The 21,072-nt window shown below is 47.4% G+C and carries 16 protein-coding genes, 1 riboswitch and 1 other annotated feature; of the genes, 5 read left to right on the plus strand and 11 right to left on the minus strand.

Annotated elements, in window-relative coordinates; genetic code table 11:
• The coding region (leuS, locus tag ACKTR5_RS08600) for a leucine--tRNA ligase (protein ID WP_407880811.1) at positions 1 to 2,413 on the minus strand (2,413 nt) is incomplete at its 3' end.
• 74 nt (positions 2,414 to 2,487) lie between these two features.
• Positions 2,488 to 2,705 (minus strand) — a binding site (T-box leader).
• Between the two features lie 179 nt (positions 2,706 to 2,884).
• Here leuS and ACKTR5_RS08605 point away from each other — a divergent pair.
• Together ACKTR5_RS08605 and ACKTR5_RS08610 are read left to right on the plus strand one after the other, a co-directional pair.
• Positions 2,885 to 3,475: a phosphatase PAP2 family protein gene (locus ACKTR5_RS08605; protein WP_407880813.1), complete on the plus strand. Its 591-nt coding sequence runs from the start codon at positions 2,885 to 2,887 to the stop codon at positions 3,473 to 3,475.
• 12 nt (positions 3,476 to 3,487) lie between these two features.
• Entirely contained in the window at positions 3,488 to 4,054 is a 567-nt protein-coding gene (locus ACKTR5_RS08610) for a class I SAM-dependent methyltransferase (RefSeq protein ID WP_407880815.1), read from the plus strand.
• A 59-nt stretch (positions 4,055 to 4,113) separates the two neighbouring features.
• Here the strand turns inward: ACKTR5_RS08610 and ACKTR5_RS08615 are convergent, their stop codons facing one another.
• Both ACKTR5_RS08615 and metK read right to left on the minus strand, forming a co-directional pair.
• Positions 4,114 to 5,601: an MDR family MFS transporter gene (locus ACKTR5_RS08615; protein WP_407880817.1), complete on the minus strand. Its 1,488-nt coding sequence runs from the start codon at positions 5,599 to 5,601 to the stop codon at positions 4,114 to 4,116.
• 92 nt (positions 5,602 to 5,693) lie between these two features.
• Entirely contained in the window at positions 5,694 to 6,887 is a 1,194-nt protein-coding gene (gene metK, locus ACKTR5_RS08620; RefSeq protein WP_407880818.1) for a methionine adenosyltransferase, read from the minus strand.
• A riboswitch (SMK box riboswitch) is annotated at positions 6,885 to 6,994 on the minus strand. It overlaps the preceding gene by 3 nt.
• Positions 6,995 to 7,099: 105 nt before the next feature.
• On the opposite strand from metK, the gene ACKTR5_RS08625 reads away from it, so the two are divergent.
• Complete coding sequence (locus ACKTR5_RS08625; protein WP_407880820.1) at positions 7,100 to 7,849, plus strand: hypothetical protein; 750 nt, start codon at positions 7,100 to 7,102, stop codon at positions 7,847 to 7,849.
• A 127-nt stretch (positions 7,850 to 7,976) separates the two neighbouring features.
• Here ACKTR5_RS08625 and ACKTR5_RS08630 read toward each other — a convergent pair whose 3' ends face one another.
• From ACKTR5_RS08630 to spxB, 8 genes are all read right to left on the minus strand, one after another.
• A complete protein-coding gene (locus tag ACKTR5_RS08630) occupies positions 7,977 to 8,531 on the minus strand; it encodes a DNA-3-methyladenine glycosylase I (protein ID WP_407880821.1) in 555 nt (184 codons plus the stop codon).
• Between the two features lie 14 nt (positions 8,532 to 8,545).
• On the minus strand, positions 8,546 to 11,086 hold the full coding sequence (locus ACKTR5_RS08635; protein WP_407880822.1) for a M1 family metallopeptidase: 2,541 nt from the start codon (positions 11,084 to 11,086) through the stop codon (positions 8,546 to 8,548).
• Between the two features lie 190 nt (positions 11,087 to 11,276).
• Complete coding sequence (locus tag ACKTR5_RS08640) at positions 11,277 to 12,386, minus strand: lactate oxidase (RefSeq protein WP_407880824.1); 1,110 nt, start codon at positions 12,384 to 12,386, stop codon at positions 11,277 to 11,279.
• 224 nt (positions 12,387 to 12,610) lie between these two features.
• Positions 12,611 to 13,654, minus strand: coding sequence for a zinc-binding dehydrogenase (locus ACKTR5_RS08645; protein WP_407880826.1), 1,044 nt, complete (start codon positions 13,652 to 13,654; stop codon positions 12,611 to 12,613).
• A gap of 176 nt (positions 13,655 to 13,830) precedes the next feature.
• On the minus strand, positions 13,831 to 15,084 hold the full coding sequence (locus tag ACKTR5_RS08650; protein ID WP_407880828.1) for an aminoacyltransferase: 1,254 nt from the start codon (positions 15,082 to 15,084) through the stop codon (positions 13,831 to 13,833).
• Positions 15,085 to 15,302: 218 nt separating this feature from the next.
• Positions 15,303 to 16,382, minus strand: a complete 1,080-nt coding sequence (locus tag ACKTR5_RS08655; protein ID WP_407880830.1) for an acyltransferase family protein — start codon at positions 16,380 to 16,382, stop codon at positions 15,303 to 15,305.
• 245 nt (positions 16,383 to 16,627) lie between these two features.
• A complete protein-coding gene (locus ACKTR5_RS08660) occupies positions 16,628 to 17,071 on the minus strand; it encodes an OsmC family protein (protein ID WP_407880831.1) in 444 nt (147 codons plus the stop codon).
• A gap of 49 nt (positions 17,072 to 17,120) precedes the next feature.
• Complete coding sequence (gene spxB / locus ACKTR5_RS08665) at positions 17,121 to 18,875, minus strand: pyruvate oxidase (protein ID WP_407880833.1); 1,755 nt, start codon at positions 18,873 to 18,875, stop codon at positions 17,121 to 17,123.
• A 300-nt stretch (positions 18,876 to 19,175) separates the two neighbouring features.
• Between spxB and ACKTR5_RS08670 the strand changes: the two genes are divergently transcribed.
• Both ACKTR5_RS08670 and ACKTR5_RS08675 read left to right on the plus strand, forming a co-directional pair.
• Complete coding sequence (locus ACKTR5_RS08670) at positions 19,176 to 19,964, plus strand: WxL domain-containing protein (RefSeq protein WP_407880834.1); 789 nt, start codon at positions 19,176 to 19,178, stop codon at positions 19,962 to 19,964.
• A gap of 57 nt (positions 19,965 to 20,021) precedes the next feature.
• On the plus strand, positions 20,022 to 21,056 hold the full coding sequence (locus ACKTR5_RS08675) for a DUF916 and DUF3324 domain-containing protein (protein WP_407880835.1): 1,035 nt from the start codon (positions 20,022 to 20,024) through the stop codon (positions 21,054 to 21,056).
• The last annotated feature ends 16 nt before the right edge of the window (positions 21,057 to 21,072 follow it).

Consider the following 21,072-nt stretch of genomic DNA (forward strand, 5'->3'; position numbering starts at 1 on the left):
CCACAACGTTGACCAGTTTGCCTGGGACAACGATGGCTTTTCGGATTGTTAATCCAGCTAATGCCTTTTGTATATGCTCATCAGCCATGGCAATGGCTTCAAGGTCATCTTTACTGATGTCCTTATCAACCGTTGCGTGCCCCTTCACTTTTCCATTAACTTGCAAGACAACTTCAACCGTTGCTTCCACAAGTTTGCTTTCATCAAACGTTGGCCATGGTTGGTAACTAATTGTGTCAGAAACATGGAAGTAACTCCACAGTTCTTCGGCAACGTGTGGTACCAACGGCGCTAACATTTTAATGAAGCCTTCCATGTACTCAACTGGAAGTGCGTCCACCTTGTTGGCTTCGTTTACAAAAACCATCATCTGCGAAATCGCGGTGTTAAAGTGCATCCGCTCGTAGTCCTCAGTGACCTTTTTGACCGTTTCGTTGTAAACTTTATCCAGTTTACCGTCATTAATGGTCGTGACCCGGTCACGCAGATGGTTGTTTTCATCGATCATCAACCGCCATACCCGTTGAATCCACTTGTATGACCCGTTAATGCCGTCCTCACTCCATGGCTTCGATTCTTCCAGTGGTCCCATGAACATTTCGTACAGCCGTAAAGTATCGGCCCCGTACTTATCGACGATTTCATCAGGGTTGATCACGTTCCCCTTTGATTTCGACATCTTTTCATGGTTATCACCAAGAATCATGCCCTGGTTAACCAACTTTTGGAAGGGTTCCTTGGTTGGCACGACACCCAGGTCATACAGCACTTTATGCCAGAACCGAGCGTACAACAAGTGAAGCACCGCGTGTTCAGCCCCACCAATGTAGAGGTCAACCGGCAACCAATACTTGAGTTTTTCTGGATCTGCCAACGCTTGATCGTTATGTGGATCAATGTAGCGCAAGAAGTACCATGATGAGCCAGCCCATTGTGGCATGGTGTTGGTATCCCGTTTTCCGTGACGCCCGTTTTCATCAGTAACGTTCACCCAGTCGTCAATGTTTGCCAGTGGACTTTCACCCGTGCCGGAAGGTTCCAATTGATCGGTGTCAGGTAACGTCAATGGCAATTCATTTTCGGGAACCAACGTTGTTTCGCCGTCATCCCAGTGGATAACGGGAATTGGTTCACCCCAGTAACGTTGGCGACTGAAAATCCAGTCCCGAAGCCGGTAGTTCACCTTCTTGGCCCCAACGTGATGTTCAGTGATCCATTCGATGGCTGCCTTAATGGCCGTTGCTTTATCCATGCCGTCCAAAAAGCCAGAATTGATGTGCTTCCCATCGCCTGTGTAAACTTCCTGGCTTAGGTCGCCGCCTTCAATAACTTCCTTCAACGGCAGGTTAAACTTCATTGCAAACTCGTAATCACGAGGATCATGCGCTGGGACTGCCATTACAGCACCCGTTCCGTAAGACGCCAACACATAGTCGGCGATCCAAATTGGTAACCGTTCACCGTTGATTGGGTTGATTCCGTAAGCACCGGTGAACACACCAGTTTTATCCTTATTTAAGTCTGTCCGTTCAAGGTCAGATTTAGATTCGATTTCTTTGTGGTAGGCCAGCACAGCCGCTTTTTGTTCCGGCGTTGTAATTTGGTCGACCAATGGGTGTTCAGGTGCTAAAACAAGGTATGAGACCCCAAAAAGCGTGTCGGCGCGCGTCGTAAACACCTCGATCTTTGTTTCATCGGCGCCATCAACGTCAAAGAAAACACTGGCCCCTTCGGAACGGCCGATCCAGTTACGTTGTTGTTCTTTGATACTTTCAGGCCAATCAAGGTCTTCCAAGTCATCAATTAACCGGTCAGCGTAAGCCGTGATTTTTAGCACCCACTGCCGCATTGGGACCCGGTATACGGGGTAGCCACCACGTTCGGTCTTGCCGTCCACGACCTCTTCGTTAGCGACAACCGTTCCACCCATGAAGTCAGGGGCCCAATTGACCATAATTTCGTCTTCGTAAGCTAAACCACGTTTGTACAGCTGTTCAAAAATCCATTGCGTCCACTTGTAGTAGGCCGGGTCTGTCGTGTTAATTTCCCGATCCCAGTCGTATGAGAACCCTAATGATTTCACCTGACGCCGAAAAACATCAACGTTTTGATCCGTAAAGCCCTTGGGGTTGTGCCCCGTCTTTAGTGCGTACTGTTCTGCGGGCAAACCAAAGGCATCCCAGCCCATTGGGTGGAGCACGTTAAACCCTTGCATCCGCTTCAACCGGCTCATTGCATCCGTTGCTGTGTACCCTTCCGGATGACCAACGTGTAACCCCTGACCAGATGGGTAAGGGAACATATCTAACGCGTAATACTTTGGTTTATCGGCAAAATCAGGTGTTTTAAAGGTCTTATCCTTATCCCAAAATTTTTGCCACTTTTTTTCAATCTCATTATGATCGTACGGCATATTGTGCCTCCTTCATGACATTTCATACAGGTCAAACTGGACAAAAAAAGCCCTACTGGTTGTCTCATCACAACCAATAGGGCGAATCTCTCCGCGGTGCCACCTATCTTTTCACCATTGCTGGTGAACACTTTAGTCATTAACGCTGACAAACGAAGTGGTCTACACACCGCTTAACGCGGGTTCAATCGCTCAGTGAATCCCGGCGAGTTCGTAAACATCAAACCGCTGACTCGCACCCCCGTCAGCTCGCTTAAGGTCTGGTCGTTCACTACTGATCCGTCACTGTTAACCTGTTAAAATTATTGTTCATAGCATAGCAAATTCGCGGAGGCTTGGCAAGTCAGGCCAGAAAACATCATGCTATACTAAGAGATAAAACTGGGGGTCATAATTATCTTAATATTTTCTCGTTCCCAATGGCAACGCTGGCGCTGGGCGTTTGCTGGTGGTGGTGCCGTCATTTTCATTTTGTTACTGAGCGGCGTCCTCACAGATGCCCACTGGCTTGCCGGATTCGATCATCAATTAACGCACCTCATCCGCCAACCCGTAACCCCAGAACGGACATGGTTCTTTCAAAACGTTACCCGCTTGGGCAATCCGCACATTACCTTATTCGTGATGCTCGTCTTCTTTGCCGGATTATGGTGGCGGAAAAAGCGGCTTGGTGCGGCGTTCTTTTTGGTCAACGTGGGGGTCGGCGCCCTCATTATCAATCAAATTGCCAAACAACTTGTCGAGCGGCCCCGGCCAACATTGTTTCACCTTGTCAGTGCGTCTGGCTATAGTTTCCCCAGTGGTCACGCCATGAACGTGACGCTCATGTACGGGTCCCTCATTCTCCTGTGCAACCTGTATGTGGATCGCCTCGCCCTTCGCCTTGTCTTCGACACCCTGTTGATTCTTGCCATTATCGGTGTGTGCCTCAGTCGGATTTACCTTGGTGTCCATTATCCAAGTGATGTTGCAGCCGGCGTGGGTCTTGCACTCTGCGAATTGTTCTACGTTCGTTACGCATTCTTTAAAACAACAACGGTTCCTGCAATCAAAATTTGGTAAGGAGATTTGCTCATGCCACTTAATAACGCGCTTTCGTTTAGTCATCAGCTTTTAGAACCCACAATTCAACTGGGTGATACCGTTGTTGACGCCACGGTGGGCCAGGGAAATGATACCCGCTTCTTAGCAGCACGGGTTGGCAAAACAGGCCACGTCCTGGCCTTTGACATTCAGCAAGCCGCGCTGGATGAAACGGCAACCATGCTAACTTTAACCGGATTGCGGCCCCAGGTGGCGCTCATTCACGATGGTCATGAACATCTGGTTGACCACATTAATGACAACACAATGATCAGTGCGGCCATGTTTAACCTCGGTTACCTTCCGGGTGGGGATCATAGTTTGATTACACGCGGGCAAACGACCATCGCGGCCCTTCAAACCTGTTGTGATCATTTACGCCGTGGTGGCCTCATTACCATTGTGGTTTACACGGGCCATCCTGGTGGACAAACGGAGGCCGATCTTGTCACCGACTTTGTCCGCCACCTACCACAAAAGCAGTTTCAGGTGCTTCACTACGGCTTTATTAACCAGCAGCATCAGCCCCCTTATTTGCTCGCCATTGAAAAACGATAACCACTAAAAATCCGGTTGCTAGGACAATTAATGCGTCCTGGTACCCGGATTTTTTTAACTTATTTTGAATCAGCGACCGTTGTTTTTGGGCGATCAAAAATAATGTTTGCGAGTAATGCCACAACGACTAACCCAAGGGCCACCCAGAAGACGTTGTGCACACCCTGACTCATAATCTGACGGAGCGTCGGCATCAAATGAGCCGGCAAGTCACGCGCTGTCTGTGGATTAATCAGATCATTTAACATCCCCACACTGACATGGGCGTGCGTCTCTGCACCATGCGCTAGTGTTGTATTCATTACGATGCCATACACGGCTAGCATAAACGTTTGCCCCAAACTTCTGGACAGTGTATTGAACGATGTCGCCATGCCGATAATTTTGGGATCGACTAAGTGTTGGGTCGTCACGGAGGTACTGGTGATCGTTAAGCCAAACCCAACACCTAGTTCCGCGGAAATAACTAGGAAGACCCAGAACGCCGGTTGCACGGGGAGAAGAACCAGAACAATCGCCCCAACTAACACAATGGTCGTGCTGATCGACACCACCTGGCGCGGTGTCAGTTTTCCCATAATTTTACCCGCAATAAACGAACCAACGATCCACATGACAGACGATGGTGTGATCGCAAATCCAGCTTCGGACGCCCGCAGCCCCAATAGTCCTTGCGTCCAGGTTGGAATGTACACATCAAAACATACAAGGTAGCCGCTGACCAACGCAGCCGTTAAGTTTTGAATCACAAACGTTCGGTTATTAAACAGCGCTAAATCAATAATTGGATCCTCAGCCCGCCGTTCCTGGTGAATGAAGCCGATGAGCCCCACCACCGCTAACAAAAAGCTTGTTCCAACAAGCCACCACGAAAGCGGCGCCTCGCCAAGAACCTGAAACCCATACATCAACCCTAATAGCATCAAGGTCAACCACGCGCTCCCCGCCAGATCTAACGGTGCCGTTGGCCGTTCTTGACGCGGTTCGTGGAGGTAAACCATGATCATTAACATGGTCAATAGCCCGATCGGAATGTTAATGAAAAAAACCCAGTGCCAACTCAATTGATCAACGATAAAACCACCAAGTAACGGCGCAACAACGGAAGCAATGCCCCATGCCGCTCCGTTTAACCCGGCCACCTGTGCCCGTTTTTCAAACGGATAAATGTCCGCAATGATCGTGAACGAGACCGGCATAATGGTTCCGGCACCAATTCCCTGAATCGCCCGCCAGAAGATCAAGGTCATCATGGAATTCGACAGGCCACTCATCATCGACCCAAAAATGAAGACCGCCAGCCCAAATAAGAAAACGGGCTTTCGCCCAATTCGATCCGAGAGTTTTCCGTAAATTGGCGTTGCCAGTGAATTCGTCAGTAAATAGATGGAGAAGACCCAGTTCATCAGGGTCACTCCGTGTAAATCACCAATAATCGTTGGCATCGCCGTTGACACAATGGTCCCTTCGACTGCCGACATAAACGTTGCAACAAAAATGGCCACCGTTACCAGCGTCACGTTCGTTGTGTTCGTGCGTTTCGCCATAAAATCCTCCTTGATTAAAAAAAGACCCCTGGTAGCTGTAGTCGTCCTGTCTACCGGAGGGTCGTGGTTCAAATTCAATAATTTAGTTAATGTTAGTGCTTTGCAACGGCATCCGTTAACGCGGTCACCTTATCCGTTTGTTCCCACGGCAGGTTCAGGTCAGGCCGACCAAAGTGGCCATATGCTGCCGTCTGCTTGTAAATTGGCCGTTGGAGATCCAGCATCTTGATGATGCCGGCAGGTCGAAGATCGAAGACGTCACGAATTGCAGCAGCCAGCGTTGCCTCACTAACACGCCCTGTTCCAAACGTATCGACAGAAATGGAAACGGGTTGGGCCACCCCAATGGCATAGGCCAACTGAACTTCGACCCGGTGCGCTAACCCAGCAGCCACAATGTTTTTTGCAATGTAACGGGCTGCGTATGAGGCCGAGCGGTCAACCTTAGTGGCATCCTTTCCAGAAAAGGCACCGCCACCATGGCGAGCAAACCCACCATAGGTGTCAACAATGACCTTCCGCCCCGTCAAACCAGCGTCGCCTTGTGGACCACCGATTACAAACCGGCCCGTTGGGTTAATCAGATACTTCGTTTGATCATCCAATAACTTCGCCGGGATCACAGCCTTAACAACTTTTTCGATGATGTCATCATGAATCTGATCCAACGTGACATCTTCATCATGTTGCGTGGATAACACCACCGTATCAACACGGACCGGCTGGTTGTCATCGTCATATTCCACAGTCACTTGTGCCTTTGCGTCTGGCCGTAAGTAGCTAATGGTGCCATCCTTACGTAGTCGCGCAATCTGGCGCATTAAGGCGTGGCTTAATGCGATTGGTAACGGCATTAACTCCGGCGTTTCGTCAATGGCATAACCAAACATCATCCCTTGATCACCAGCCCCAATTTGGTCCAGTGGATCAACTTCACCATCACGGTGTTCTAGGGCGTCGTCGACCCCCTGGGCAATATCTGATGATTGTTCATCAATTGCCACTAACACGGCACAAGTGTCGCCATCGAAACCAATGCTAGCATCGTTATAGCCGATGCCTTTAATTGTGTCCCGAACGGTCTTTTGAATGTCAACATACGCAGACGTTGAGATTTCTCCAAAGACCAGCACCAAGCCGGTCGTCACGGACGTTTCACACGCGACCCGTGCGGTTGGATCTTGCGCTAAAATGGCATCCAGAATGGCATCGCTAATTTGATCAGCAATTTTATCTGGGTGGCCCTCTGAAACAGATTCAGATGTAAATAAATGACGCTCTTGCATACTTTAATTTCCCCCATCTTTTTTTCCGGTTACAAGGCCTCTAAGTCGACTAGCAGGCATTCGCGAGCTAGCGGCTTATCCTATCGGGAACGAAACTTATAACTTACATATACTAACACGTTCTAATCATTAAAAAAAGCGACTGCCCGTTGACCAACTCAACAAAGTTGATTAGCATGGAAAGAGATATTATGTTCAGCAAAGGAGTCACCATGCCAACTGAAACACGTTCTTCCCGAACCGTCACAGACTGGTTCACCAACCTGCCCTGGCAATTGACCCTCATTTTTGTCATTGCCCAAAACCTCATCTGGTGGAGTTATCCACTTCACTACGGCCGGATCACTGGCGGCACCTTTCAAGGCAACCAATTGCTATTACTGGCCTATACAATCACAATTAGTGCGACCAGTTTTTTGATGTTCCAAGCAAACTTTAAATCACTTTGGGCTCACGTTCCCATTTTAGTTAGCCTACTTCTGGCGTTCTCAGGCATCATTCGAGGAAACATCGAAATTTTGGTGATGCTTTTGATGTTTTCCGGCTTCTGGCTCGCCGTCGAAATGCGGTGGTTAAAACTTCAAAACGTTTGGGGATTGATTATTTATGCGATCCTCTCGACGTTTCCCGTTTCCAGCGCCATCTTCTTCTTTCAAAACCAATATTTGTCACCCACGTTTTTACTCAATTTGCTCCCACTGCTTGCCTGCCAAACCTTCTTTACGGTCCCGATTTTTGAAACTGAATCCCGGCGCCGTAACGTAACTGCCCTCATCAGTGGTGTCTTGCTGATCCTCGTCACTTTGTGGTTGCGCCGATCATTGATCGGGGTATGCGCTATTGGTGTCATTGCAGTAACCTACCTGTTTATGAATAACTTCCCGGCGCTCAAACAGAAATACGTTCCAACTGCCTACATGTTGTTTGAGTTGGTTTGTTATCTGCTCCTCGTTTTTGCCTAATCAAAATGCCTAGTCCCCTCACAACGGGAGCTAGGCATTTTTTGTTTGCTTACATGCTTATTTTGAAAATCATCCATTAATGGTGGTGGGGTTAACAGAGGGGGCCTCAACGCGGATTTTTTCGCTCTTAATTTTTGAATTCGCAGTCATTCAGGTGATCATTCACCATGCCTGTTGCCTGCATGTACGCATATGTTGCCACGGGGCCCATAAACTTAAAGCCCCGCTTTTTCAGATCCTTCGCAATCGCCACGGACAGATCCGTTTTTCCCGGAACTGCCGTCATAGTTGGCACATCGTTCATTTGGGTCTGGTTATCCACAAAGGCCCACCAATACGTTGCAAATGATCCAAACGCTGCCTGAATCCGTTGAAACGCCTGCGCATTGTTCACCGTCGCCGCCAGCTTACCCCGGTGCCGAATGATTCGCTCATCCTGCAAAAATGGTTCCCAATCTTCCGGACTCATCTCGGCAACGACAGCAACGTCATAGCCCTTAAAGTCTTCATTAAATGCTGCCCGTTTATTCAACACCGTTTGCCACGACAATCCGGCCTGATACGTTTCCATGCACATCAGTTCAAATAACGCATGATCATCATGCAGTGGTTTCCCCCACTCATGATCGTGATACGCCTGCATCAGTGGTGACGAATCCGCCCAGTCACACCGTGTCACCATTTCAATTTCCTCCATTAGAACTGCGTCAAGGCCGTTGTAATTGCATCATTAACGGCCGCTTGCTCATCATCAATAAGCTTTACGCGTCCTTCAATCACCTTGATGTCCATCTCAATTTCACGAGTGAGCCCTGGAACAGTCAGTTTCGGTTCAAAGAAGGCCTTAAACTCAGCCAACCGTGTCGCCGTTCTAAACGCACGTGCCGTCACCGTAATGAACGTGGCAAATTCCATGTCGCCACCAACCGTTTTATCCAACCATGCCCAGTCATTTCGTAACCAGTCCCATGCCGCCTGTTGGCCAGCAGGATTACTCAAAACACCAGCATACCAAGCACGCAAATCTTGTGGTTTAATGACCGCCGCATTTTCAAATACAGCAATCAACGCCGCAATTTGGGTGGGTTCTGTTGTGCTGGTCAAGGCACTGCAAAGGGCCCCCTTATAGCTTGCATCTGAGCTATCTTGATAAGCTTGCAAAAGTTGATCAAATAATTCTTGCCGGTTGAAGTGTTTAACTTCATTACGAAGAACTAGTGGCCGAATGGCGGCTGGTAGTTGATCCAAATGCGCTTCATTGTCAGTAAATAATTGGTGGGCTGCCGCAATTGCGTCGGCGTTTTGACCGTACAATGCCGCGCTCAACACCAGTGGTCGGCTCAACTGATCGTCGTTTGAATCCGTTGCTTTTGCTGACCACCCGAGGCGACTCACCGCACCAGCGCTCAAATGATTAAAGAACAACTGGAGGCTTGTTTCAGCCGTTGTTTCCGGTTCGACAAATTTTTTCAGATTATTTGCCCCCTGATTTAAGGCATCCGTCACAATTGCCTGTTCACTCCCACTGAACCGTTGCAGTAACGGAATGATCGTCGCAGAGCTAATCTGTTGCCCATCAGCCAATAACCGAGCGTCCTGCAATAATTGCAGTTGTGCGTTGGCATCAAGATCCGCTGGATGGTTCAACAGATCAGTCATTAATGTGTCGTCGTAATCAACGACGAAATGGGCATTGTTCCCCACGTTTAACCGGAATGGCTTGCCGTTTTGTTGGCGAAGTTGTTCATAGTCCCCCAGTTGTTGCGTTGGTTGTGTGAATAACGTCGGAACTTGCTCGTAATTACTGCTGAGCGGAATTTGCCACAAACGACCAGCATCCTGCTTTTCTCCGATAAAGAACTGTTCTTGTGAGATCGTCAATTGACCATCAACCACCGCTGCATGCACAACGGGGTACCCCGGTTGTTCTAACCATGAGGTCATGATTGCCCCAACATCCATCTTTGCAGCGGTGCCTAACGCAGCCCACAGATCTGCGCCGGTCGCATTGTCGAAATGGTGCGCTTCAAAGTACGCGGCTAAGCCAGCACGAAGCGCGTCATCACCGATCAACGCACGAACCATGACCAGCATCCGGGCTCCCTTTGCGTACACGATTGCAGCGTCAAACAGGGCGTCAATTTCCGCTGGATCATTCACCTGAACGTGAACTGACTGAACCCCAGCCGTTGCGTCCCGTTGCAAGGCCGCTGGGACATCCCCGGCTTGGAAACTATCCCAGATGTGCCATTCTGGTTCAAGCGCATCAATGGCCACATATTCCATCATGTTGGCAAAACTTTCGTTTAACCACAGATCATCCCACCACTTCATGGTCACTAAATCACCAAACCACTGGTGGGCGAGTTCATGGGCAATCACCGTGGCCACTAATTGCTTTGTCGCTAACGCTGTGTTGTCAGGATCAAGCACCAAATATGCTTCACGATAGGTCACAAGGCCCCAGTTCTCCATGGCCCCCGCCGAAAAATCAGGCAGCGCTAACTGCCATGAATGCGGCAATGGATATGGTGTTTGGTAAAAATCTTCATAAAATTCAATTGAGCGTTTTGCAATGTCCAATGCGAAATCAAGCTCATTTTCTTTATGAGCCTTAGTTGAGAACACACCGACTTGGACACCGCTGGTCGTTGTCGTTTGCTTACTTTGTAGGTCACCAAACGCAAAGGCAACAAGGTACGTTGATATCCGCATGGTTGTATCGAAGTAGTGAACTCCATCCTCATGCCGCACTTCTGGCATGTTGCTTAAAATGGTCTCACCTGGTTGTTCATCAAACTTGATGGCTAGATCAAACGTTGCCTTTGCCTCAGGTTCATCCACACACGGAAAGGCCTGGCGTGCAAACGTTGTCTCAAACTGGGTTCCGATGATTTCCTTTTGTTCACCATCCACGTTGTAATAAGACGGATAAATGCCCATCATCGTATCCGTCAGTGGTGCCGTATACGTAATGGTTAGCCCAACGACCCCTGCTTCTGATAGTTCGATGTTCAGGGCGTCAGCTGAATCATCGACGGTAAACGGAACAGCAACTTCATCTGCTTTAACAGCAGTTACATGCAGATTCTTTTGATGAACCGCAATGTTTGGTGTTACTGCCGAGCCCATAATAATGGTCCGGCCGCTGATGAGCTTTTGCTCACGGTCAATCTCTAAGAAAACTTGGTAGTTCGTTGGTTGGAACTGATCATAAAAGCGGGTTATTTCAGCCATAATATATCCTCTCATCTAAATTAGAATATTCTCATTATACGTCATTTACACCAGTATTGAACCTATAAGCCCCCGAAAATCGTTGCCAATATTACCCAGGTTTCATCGTCGCCCCGTGAACCACACCAACTAAAAACGGTTTGAGCCCTGTGCCAAAAGCACTGCTCAAACCGTTTATTTCACGATTGACCTAATACTGAAGCTTCAGTAAGTCGGTCTTTTTAACATCTTGAATCGTTTTTGTGCCAGCCAATTGCATCACAATCTGCAATTCTTCATTAATATGTTCATAAACAGATTGAACACCTAATGCACCACCAAGTGCCAGACCATAAATTGTTGGCCGGCCAAATGCGACCAAATCGGCGCCACTGGCGAGTGCCTTAAACGCATCCGAACCGCGCCGAACACCGCTATCAAAAATAACTGGTACTTCACCCTCAACTGCCTTGGCAACATCTTCCAACACATCAAAGGATGCTGGGCCACCATTTAGTTGCCGGCCACCATGATTAGAAACCCAGACACCTTGTGCGCCCGCCGCAATGGCTAAACGAGCATCTTCTGGTGTTTGAATCCCCTTAACGATTACTGGAAGGTGGGTGTAATCAGCAATTCGTTTTACATCATCAGGACCAATCTTTTGCGCAGCTGAAGCATAAATTTCGCTGATTCCTTTGCCTTGGCCGGTCCCATTACTGTAACTAACCAGGTTTGGCATCGGAATTGGGAAGGCAAAATCATTAACAATATCAGCTTCACGGTAGCCGCCCAACGTGGCGTCAACCGTTAAAATAATGGCTTTGACCCCTGCTTTAACAGCCTCATCAAGTAAGTGATGGTTAAAGTCCCAGTCCTTACTCATGTACAGTTGGAAGAACTGAGGCGCCTCAGGAGCGGCGGCAGCAGTCTCTGAAATTGATTTAGAAGAATAAGTACTTTGGGCCATCAACCCACCAACAGCAGCCAGTCCGCGTGCTGTATCTACTTCCCCTTGGGAGTGAGCCAGCCCCTGAGCAGCCGTTGGCGCCATCATGATTGGCGTCTTCAGCTTGATCCCAAATACTTCCGTCGATAGGTCTGGATTCTCGATGTTGCTTAATGCGCGTGGTGCAATTTGCCGGTGATTAAACGCATCCCGATTTTCATGCATTGTCCACTCATTTTCTGCCCCACCAGCAACGTAACCAAAACCACCCGTTGGCATGATTTCCTTTGCACGTGCTTCAAGTGACTCCAAATTAACGATTGTTAGCTTCTCTTCACGATCACTTTGTTCATATCCATTTACTACTGTCATGATTAAGACTTCCCTTCTTACTTACTATTAATAAGTATGCCACTCGTCCCTCACATTTGTTAAGCATTCTTACTTCTAAATTCGTTTGCTTAAGATCTCCACGTTCATACCAATAATTCGCTGCTTAACGTAAACCGGTCATTCGCCATCACGCAACTGTACGTGGTGGCGAATGACCGGTTTGTTAGTGCTGTATGATCACCTATATTTTCTTGCGTGCCGGTTTAATCTGACACAACGAGTAATGACTTAATGGCTGTTCGTTGATCCATTGCTTCATACGCTGCTTCAACCTCGTCTAAGCCAAACCGCTGGGTAAAGACACGCCCCGGATGGGTGGTCCCGGTTAAAACGGCATCAAGTAACACAGCCCGGTCATCCGTTGTAACGGATGCAATCCCACCGCGCAGGCCAACATTCCGCCAGAATAACGCGTTTGTGTTCATCTCTGCCTTTTGGGGCACACCAACCCGGCCCACGATTGCGCCGGGCCGACCAACGGCCACTGCTGTCGCAACTGACTGTTCCGTGCCGACACATTCCAACACGGCATCGGCCCCACCGTCCGTCAATGCTTGAACGCGGGCCACCGCTTCATCACCACGTTCAGAAACGATGTCCGTTGCACCGAATTCTTTTGCCAGCGCCTGCCGATCCTCATGCCGACTCATGGCAATGATCCGGGTTGCACCGAGCATCTTCGCCGCGATCACACCGCACAGACCAACGGCACCATCACCCATTACAACCACCGTATCGCCGGCCGTTACGCCAGCACTGGTTGCCGCGTGGTACCCCGTCGCCATAACATCAGCCAAACTCAAGAGATCATTTAACTGATCGTCCGTATAATCTGCCGGTTGCCCGGGAATTTTAACCAGCGCCCAATTTGCATTTTTAAAACGAAGGAATTCACTTTGATAACCAACCACTTCGTCATCCAGTTCGCCAGCGTTTAGACAATTTCCGTCATAGCCGGCCTTGCAGGCTGCACAATGCCCACATCCGTGAGTAAACGGCACAATCACAAAATCCCCTGGTGTAACAGCTGTGACTGCGTTCCCGACCTGTTCAACCACCCCGATTGCTTCATGGCCTGCCGGTGTGTTCAACGGTCGTTGCGAAATCCCCCGGTACCACCATAGATCTGACCCGCACACGCAGGCCCGAACCACCCGAATCACGGCGTCAGTATCGTGTTTAACTGTTGGCTTAGGTAACTGCTGAACTTCCATCTGTCCTGGTTTTACAAAAATTGCTGTTTTCATCCTGTTCCTCCACGTTTTCAATCATCATGTTCTTTAAAAAAGTGCTTCAACAAAACCAGTTTACCCCTTCAAGTCCACTCTAAAGCAACCCCATATCAATCAAAATTAGCCGCTTAAACAAAAACGACCGGCATCCCAAACGTTTGGAAAACCGGTCGCACTACAACATTCTCTTATTAATCGTCGACACCACGGCCAAGAACGCGTTTCAATAATTCATACAGTCGGTACTGGACCGGCCGGATCGGTTTAACAAACGTCCCCAGCATTTCTTGCGTGACCCCGTTAAACGACTGTTTAAACTTCAACACACCGTCTGAGCCATCAAACACACCCGAAACACCATAGAAGTTATACAACCGGCACCCGTTGTCCACCGCAACCCGCATCATGTGATCCTGGATCATATACGGTGCGTAAAATTTCTTAAACGCTTCATTAGTAAAGCTAAACATGTACGCCACTTCTTGCGGCTGAACAAAAAACATCGCCCCGGACAGAACCGTCGTCGACCCATCCGCCTGTTCAAACTGCTGGGCTTCCTTAATCCGCTTCTCGTGCTGCTGAATTTGATCAGCCAATTCACGGCGTTGCCCCTTCAAATGCTTATTGTGGGGTTTCTCCACCAGCTGGGCGTCTAACTTATCCACCTCACCCTGGAGTTTATCCGCTTGGTCCCGCTGACTTGCCATGTAAGTCTTAAAGTTCAGTTCTGCAAAAATAAACTTAACGTGTTTTCCAAAGGCCTTGTACGTCTTTTGATAATAATCTAACGGTTTATCATGAAAGTTGAGCCGGTCAGCCGTTGCTTGCGTAAATTCTTTAAACCGTGGTAAGTCATCGTAGCTTAATTCCCGCAGTGTGATCCCAAATTGTTGCGTTTTCTTTAACGCATACTGTGCGTCCTTTTGATAACTCTTGACCAACGTGTCTGGGGTTAAGCCCGTCAGTTTCTTAACAAATTGATAGCCCACAGCTAACGTTGAAAACCCGGGTGTAAACGGAATCCGGGTAAATCCTGCCGTTGTTAGGTTGGTAATGGCTTGTTCATTTTCAGTGGCCAAAACCGTTCCATCATCACCGAATTCACGGTGAACAACGTTGGGAAGCCACCGCAGAACAAGGCCGTGACGGGCCTTGGCAAAGGCCACGATCCCATCTGTCATCGTCTTAACGAGTGCTGCATCGTTATAATCCATCATCGGACCACCGGCGACTTCAAATAAATAGCCGAGGTGTAGCTTTCGCCAGTTTAACAAGCCCGCTGCAAGAATATGGTCGTTTTCATCAACCACCCCAACGTAGGCCGAGGTCCAGCTCCGCTGATCAAGAACCTTCTTTTGCTCAGGAATCTGAGTGTAACTACCCTGTGGATGTTGCTGTTCGAACGCTAGGTACGCCGCCTCGTCCAGTTCTTTAAAAGTCATCATGGTTCGTTTAAGCCCTCATTTCGTACAAATTGAATACAACGGAAATTATACCACGCAACCCTTTCATTCGTGTATTAGCACTAAACTAGTTTATGAAAATCATTGGCACTTGGATAAATTAAAAATTCATCACACTTTAAATAAAAGACAGACCATGGTGACTAAGCTGAAACATAGTCACCATGGTCTGTCTTTTAAATTTGTTATAAGGCCCGCCTTTATGCGGGCTGCTTTTTCCGACGGCCAAAACTAAACTGTCGGTGCATGTAAACACTCCGAACAATTGGAAGATAAGGAATTAAGAGAATTACCACACTGACAAAAATGACGTGGTAGATAATCACAATAATTACGCCAATCACATTATTCAGGTGTGAGCTACTGAGTGTGAAAAGCTTACCAGCAATTTTAAAATTATCTAAGTCAACATCATGAAAACACATAACAATGAGTGATTCACGGCCAAACCACGTTAGCCATGTCCACGACATCCGTGGCGTCTTTTCAGCAATAAATTTTGCAAGGAGAATCAACCCATAACTTCCGCCCATCCCGCCAAGACTTGCCAAAATCGGGTTTGCTGCAAACCCAACGTTGAGATAGAAGAAGCCTGACCACGCTGACAACGCCCATAGAATTATCCCACCAAGTAAGTAGGACCAGTACCATCGCTCTACCAGGTCATACTGTTTTAGTGCGTAGCCAAACCAATAAAAGACCTGACTAATCAACGCAGCGTTTATCGACCAGGGGAGCAAGATAAATTTAACGGTTCCAAACCCAATCGTTGCTAACACAACGGCAATCACTAACATCCATACAAGTTGTGCCTTGGCCCGCTTCGTTACCTTTAACGTTAAATTAAACATTAAATTACCAACAAACATTGCTAGCAAGAACCAAATTGCGCCAATTGCGGGAACAATAAGCCCCTGGCTACCAGGAAGTTTGCTGGGTGTCCCGATGCCATATAATGCTGCTAAAATCGCATGCGGTAGGCTATCAAAACCAGTAAGTCCTTTAATGCCGGGAAATGATAATGCAATCCAGGAAATTGCCACAATAATTATTGAAGTTCCAAAATACGGTAATAAGACATTTGTGGACAATCCAGTTGTCGTTTTTTTCCAGTCACGTTCTTTAAATAAGTATCCAGAAAGGACGAAGAAAACTGGTACATGAACTGCAAATATGACTTTAGCAAGATTCGAAAATGAATACACATACAGCGAATGACCAATGATAATCAAAAGTATCGCCATCCCGCGGACCACATCGATCCATTCAATTCTCTTCATAACCCCGTTTTCACCCTCCACGATTCTTACATGAATTTCTAACCCATTTTACGACTAACTAGTCTACAAAGGACCGGTCATTGCTTGTCTTCTAAATTATGCTGAAGATTATTATATCATAGATGCCATTTCACTCGTTTTTATCATTAAACTAACATTCATTAAATCTAAAAACGGCTTGACGTCGAAAAAATTCGAAGCCAAGCCGTTCACTATTTTTAATTGTGATTCACTTTTAGTCCTGGTTACTCACCAAAGGTCGTGGCACTATCGTCAGGGCCGCCGACAATGATAAACTTCACGTTCTCATTATCCTTTAGCAACTTGGCAACCGGACATTCGTCCAGTGCTTCATCAACTAGCGGTTGCGCCGTCCCATAGTCGGTATCTCTAAAAATAATTTTGGCACTCACATCAAACTTATAGCCAACGGTGTCTTTCAAAATATCAACACGGGTGCTGATCTCTGTGTCTGGAACAATGTGGTGGCGCTTTTCAACAATTTGCAGCGTTGCGTTGAAACAGGTGCTTAACGCAAAGCCGATGAATTGTTCTGGGTTCGTTCCGGGTGCATCAACAAGCGAACTACTAACCCCCAGCGCAAGTCCTTCATTTCCTTCAACGTAGCTTTCACCAACGAGACCATCTTTGTTTGTCACGGTTGTATGATATAAAGATTTTGCATTCATCGCCTATCCGCTCCTTTATAAACCGACAAGAACTGAATTGAACTAATGATTAATGCTCAGCTTCTTTAAGCAACGTGCCGAGCGCTGGTTGATCCTTTGTGTTGATCTTGTACTGTTTAGCGTAATCATCAATTTGCGTTTGACTATACTTATCTGGATCCAGTGGCATGAAGCCGGTCGCAATTGGATCTGATGGATCAATTTGCGCATTCAGAAGGATCGGCTTTTTGTTGCCAGCTTCCTGCAACCGCTTGATTTCTTTAAACGTTGTTTCTAGGTCGGCTAACGTGGAAACGTTAAACCCGATTGCACCGAACCCATCGGCAACCTTTGCCCAGTCTGTCTCTGTAAGATCAACGCCATAGAAATGCTGTTTTGTTTGTTGTTGTTCATACCAAATGAAACCAAACCGTTCGTTTGAAAAGACGATGTTAACAACAGGCAGTTCGTACCGAACTTCGGTAAGCAAATCTTGGATAACCATGGCAATGCCTCCGTCACCGGAGAACGTCCATGCTTGTGAATCTGGGAAGCTCAACGCCCCAGCAAGCCCTGCTGGTAACCCGTAACCCATGGTTGCAAACAAGCCTGAAAGAACAAATTTCTGGTTTTCGTCCATTTTGACACCACGAACGGCAAATTCAGAAACATTCCCGGTGTCCACACCATACGTATCATTTGGACCAGCTAGTGCTCGAACCTGCTTCATGACAGCCTCAGGTTGCAAGCCAGTGCTTTCGTCTTGAGCACGAACATCAAGCCAGTTGAGCCAGTTTTCCCGGTTCTTACGGTTAGCACTGATCCACGCTTTGTTGGTTGCTGTTGCACCACTGTCCATAAGGGCTTGCAGATACGTTTTCCCATCGCTAATGACCGTGTAATCAACGGGAACAACCTTACCAATATCAAAGCTATTATCGTTTACTTGAATAATCTTAACGTCCTTTGGCCAGAACCGTGCAAACGGATATTCTGAACCAATAAAGATAATTAAGTCCGCTTCTTGAACGGCTTCGTAACCTGATTTCGAACCTAAGCGACCGTTCGTTCCAAGATAGTTAGGATGGTTTGTTTCCATGATTCCGGTTGCCGGGACCGTAGAAACAACAGGAATGTCAAACTGCTCTGACACTGCGTCTAGTTCTTTTCGAGCGCCCTTCAACCCAGTTCCAACGTAAAACAATGGGTGGTTCGCTTCTTGAATAAGTTTAACGGTGTCCTTAACGACCTCTGGATCAATGGTTTCAGTAAATGAAGCTGAAACCGTTGCTGGTGTTTTTGGCAGTGAAAAGTCGATTTCTTCCGCAGAGAGGTTTTCAGGAATAGTGACCACCGCAACGCCCTTCAACCGGTAAGCTTCACGAATCGCTTGGTTGATCACATACGGAATTTGGTCCGCTGTTGTTACCGTTCTGTTGTAAACAGCAACGTCCGCAAACATTGGTCCTTCATCCATCTCTTGGAAGTAGTTCGTATTCATAATGTCTTGGCCAACTTGACCAACCAACGCAAGGACAGGAACGTGGTCCATCTTTGCGTCATACAGGCCGTTGAAGAGGTGCGTTGCACCAGGACCCGCTGACCCAAACGCAACACCGATCTTTCCAGTCAGCTTCGCATCCGCCGAAGCAGCCATGGCCCCAACTTCTTCATGTCTGACCTGAATGTACTTAACCTTGTCTTGTTCTAAGTAAAGACCTTCAACAGTGTGGTTAATTGACCCACCCGGAATCCCATATACGTGATCAACATCCCATGATTCTAAGACTTTTACTAATGCTTGACCTGCAATCATTTTTGCCATAAGACAGCATCTCCTTACTTTTTGTTAGGACAACGTAAGCGTAACGCTTTCGTTGAAATTTTGCCAACAAGTTTATTCGGAAATTTACACCACCCGCAAACAATGAATATCACTGATGTTTATTTCAAATAATAGTGATTAAAACCTGAATTAAGCACGTCATAACAAGTTTTCAAATTAGATTGCACATTATTTAATTTCTGATATAATTAACGAGGTTTAAGATCTATCACATAAACAATCTACTTAATTTCCACCTTTAAAAACAACGAGTAGATTCACAATATGGAGGGACTTCACATGAAAACAACACGTCTTATTGCCTTAACCGCTTTGGCTAGCCTTGCTTTAGCTGCTGCGCCAACGGTTGCTCACGCTGACCGGTCTGCTTCAAACCAGTACGGTCCTGGGGATGCAACGAACAACATTAGCGCAACCACAAAGGTCGGCCAAGGATTCATTTCTAGTGGAACATCATACAACGGTAACGCTTCTGGTGCCGCTGAAGGTAAGTCCACTGCTCAATTTATGGTTGATGCTGGTCAATTAACCTTGGATAAAGTTCCTGACATGAACTTCCAAAACGGATCAGTTGCGAACATCGTGAGTGCTGACCAAACACTGGCATTAAAAGACAACACTGTAGGTAGCGGTGACAGTAAAAACAGTACTGCCTTCGATGGGAACAACAGCGGAACCTTATCCGTTACCGACTACACTGGTTCTAACAATGGTTGGACGGTCTTAGCCGCACTTGGTCAGTTCACTAGCAATAGTGGTGCTAGCAAGATCAACAACGCAACGTTGAACTTAAGTGCAAGCAACCAAAAGTCCTTAGTTAGCGGCACCGCTGCGGCAAAGAACATTAGCTTGAACTCTGCGTCAACTGCTGACGCAACGACGTGGCCAACTGCCTCTGTTCTTTGGAGCACTAATAAGAACACTGGTGAAGGGACCAACACGGAAGACTTCGTTTCTGCTGCCAACACGTTGACGATCAAGCAACAAAACGACATTCAACCAACAACGTACCAAGCAAACTTATTCTGGACGTTGCAAAATGCCCCAACTGCTACACCAGCGAACTAATACGAAAGAGCCGAATAACCAACTGGTTAATCGGCTCTTTTCATCAGGAGATCAACTATGCAGACTATTAAACGGGTGTTGACCACCCTCCTCTTTGTTTCACTCTTTTTAATCGTCCCCCAGACGGTTTTCGCTGAAACAAGTCCAACCACTGGTGCCGGCTTTACCATCACACCAGAATTCCCCAAAAATCAGCTCCCGGACGAGACTAGTTTCTTTGACCTAAAGGTTACCCCTGACCAGACCCAAGAACTGACGGTGGTGGTCGCTAATAAAACAAACCAGGCTCGCTCATTGACGGTTCAACCGACAAACGCAACAACCGGGGACAACGGGGTCGTTGTGTATACGCCAAACAAAAAGCGCGACTCATCCGCAAAGTACACGTTTACACAGCTAACGTCGAAGGCAGTAACCGTCAAGTTAGCCGCTAATGAGGCCAAACCAATTACGTTTACCACCCAGATTCCCAAAAAAGGCTTCCAGGGTCAAATCCTCGGCGGTATCTTTGTTTCTGACCCCGCAACCCACAAGGCAACGGGGCAAACTAAGGGCTTTAAGATCAATAACCGCTACTCAATGGTTCTTGGGGTGCGGTTACAAGAAAACCCCAATAAAAAGGTTACCCCCGACCTGGCCTTGAACCAAGTTCGTGCAGGTGAAGTTGCCGGTGATGGTGCCGTGCTAGCAAACCTACAAAACAAGGCCCCCGTTCTCTTTGGGAAAATGTCCATCACGGGCCGGGTTTATCCTCGCAACAGTTCGAACCAGTTATACAAGACCACCAAGCATGACTACGCAATGGCACCAAATAGTAATTTCAACTACGCCATCTCCACAGGTCATCATCGGTTAAAGGCCGGCAAGTACACGTTGAAACTAACGGCCACATCAGCTAAACGAAGCTGGAAATTCACCAAAAACTTTACCATTTCACAAAAGGAAGCCGATAAGTACAATAAGCAACTGACCAATGTTAAACATAATTGGACTTGGTTATACGTTCTGCTTGCGATTCTCGGCGCCCTCTTACTTGCTGGTATTAGCTTTTGGTTAGGTCGCAGAAATAAAAACGATCACTCAGCAAACTAGTAAGGAGGAGGATTGC

The sequence above is a fragment of the Furfurilactobacillus entadae genome, from assembly GCF_045862745.1.
Taxonomy (GTDB): domain Bacteria; phylum Bacillota; class Bacilli; order Lactobacillales; family Lactobacillaceae; genus Furfurilactobacillus; species Furfurilactobacillus entadae.

Bases quoted from the DNA above. Each gene is read 5' to 3' on its own strand.
- ACKTR5_RS08610 (WP_407880815.1), top strand. From the start codon at position 3,488: ATGCCACTTAATAACGCGCTTTCGTTTAGTCATCAGCTTTTAGAACCC.
- ACKTR5_RS08615 (WP_407880817.1), bottom strand. From the start codon at position 5,601: ATGGCGAAACGCACGAACACAACGAACGTGACGCTGGTAACGGTGGCC.
- metK (WP_407880818.1), bottom strand. From the start codon at position 6,887: ATGCAAGAGCGTCATTTATTTACATCTGAATCTGTTTCAGAGGGCCAC.
- ACKTR5_RS08625 (WP_407880820.1), top strand. From the start codon at position 7,100: ATGCCAACTGAAACACGTTCTTCCCGAACCGTCACAGACTGGTTCACC.
- ACKTR5_RS08630 (WP_407880821.1), bottom strand. From the start codon at position 8,531: ATGGTGACACGGTGTGACTGGGCGGATTCGTCACCACTGATGCAGGCG.
- ACKTR5_RS08635 (WP_407880822.1), bottom strand. From the start codon at position 11,086: ATGGCTGAAATAACCCGCTTTTATGATCAGTTCCAACCAACGAACTAC.
- ACKTR5_RS08640 (WP_407880824.1), bottom strand. From the start codon at position 12,386: ATGACAGTAGTAAATGGATATGAACAAAGTGATCGTGAAGAGAAGCTA.
- ACKTR5_RS08645 (WP_407880826.1), bottom strand. From the start codon at position 13,654: ATGAAAACAGCAATTTTTGTAAAACCAGGACAGATGGAAGTTCAGCAG.
- ACKTR5_RS08650 (WP_407880828.1), bottom strand. From the start codon at position 15,084: ATGATGACTTTTAAAGAACTGGACGAGGCGGCGTACCTAGCGTTCGAA.
- ACKTR5_RS08655 (WP_407880830.1), bottom strand. From the start codon at position 16,382: ATGAAGAGAATTGAATGGATCGATGTGGTCCGCGGGATGGCGATACTT.
- ACKTR5_RS08660 (WP_407880831.1), bottom strand. From the start codon at position 17,071: ATGAATGCAAAATCTTTATATCATACAACCGTGACAAACAAAGATGGT.
- spxB (WP_407880833.1), bottom strand. From the start codon at position 18,875: ATGGCAAAAATGATTGCAGGTCAAGCATTAGTAAAAGTCTTAGAATCA.
- ACKTR5_RS08670 (WP_407880834.1), top strand. From the start codon at position 19,176: ATGAAAACAACACGTCTTATTGCCTTAACCGCTTTGGCTAGCCTTGCT.
- ACKTR5_RS08675 (WP_407880835.1), top strand. From the start codon at position 20,022: ATGCAGACTATTAAACGGGTGTTGACCACCCTCCTCTTTGTTTCACTC.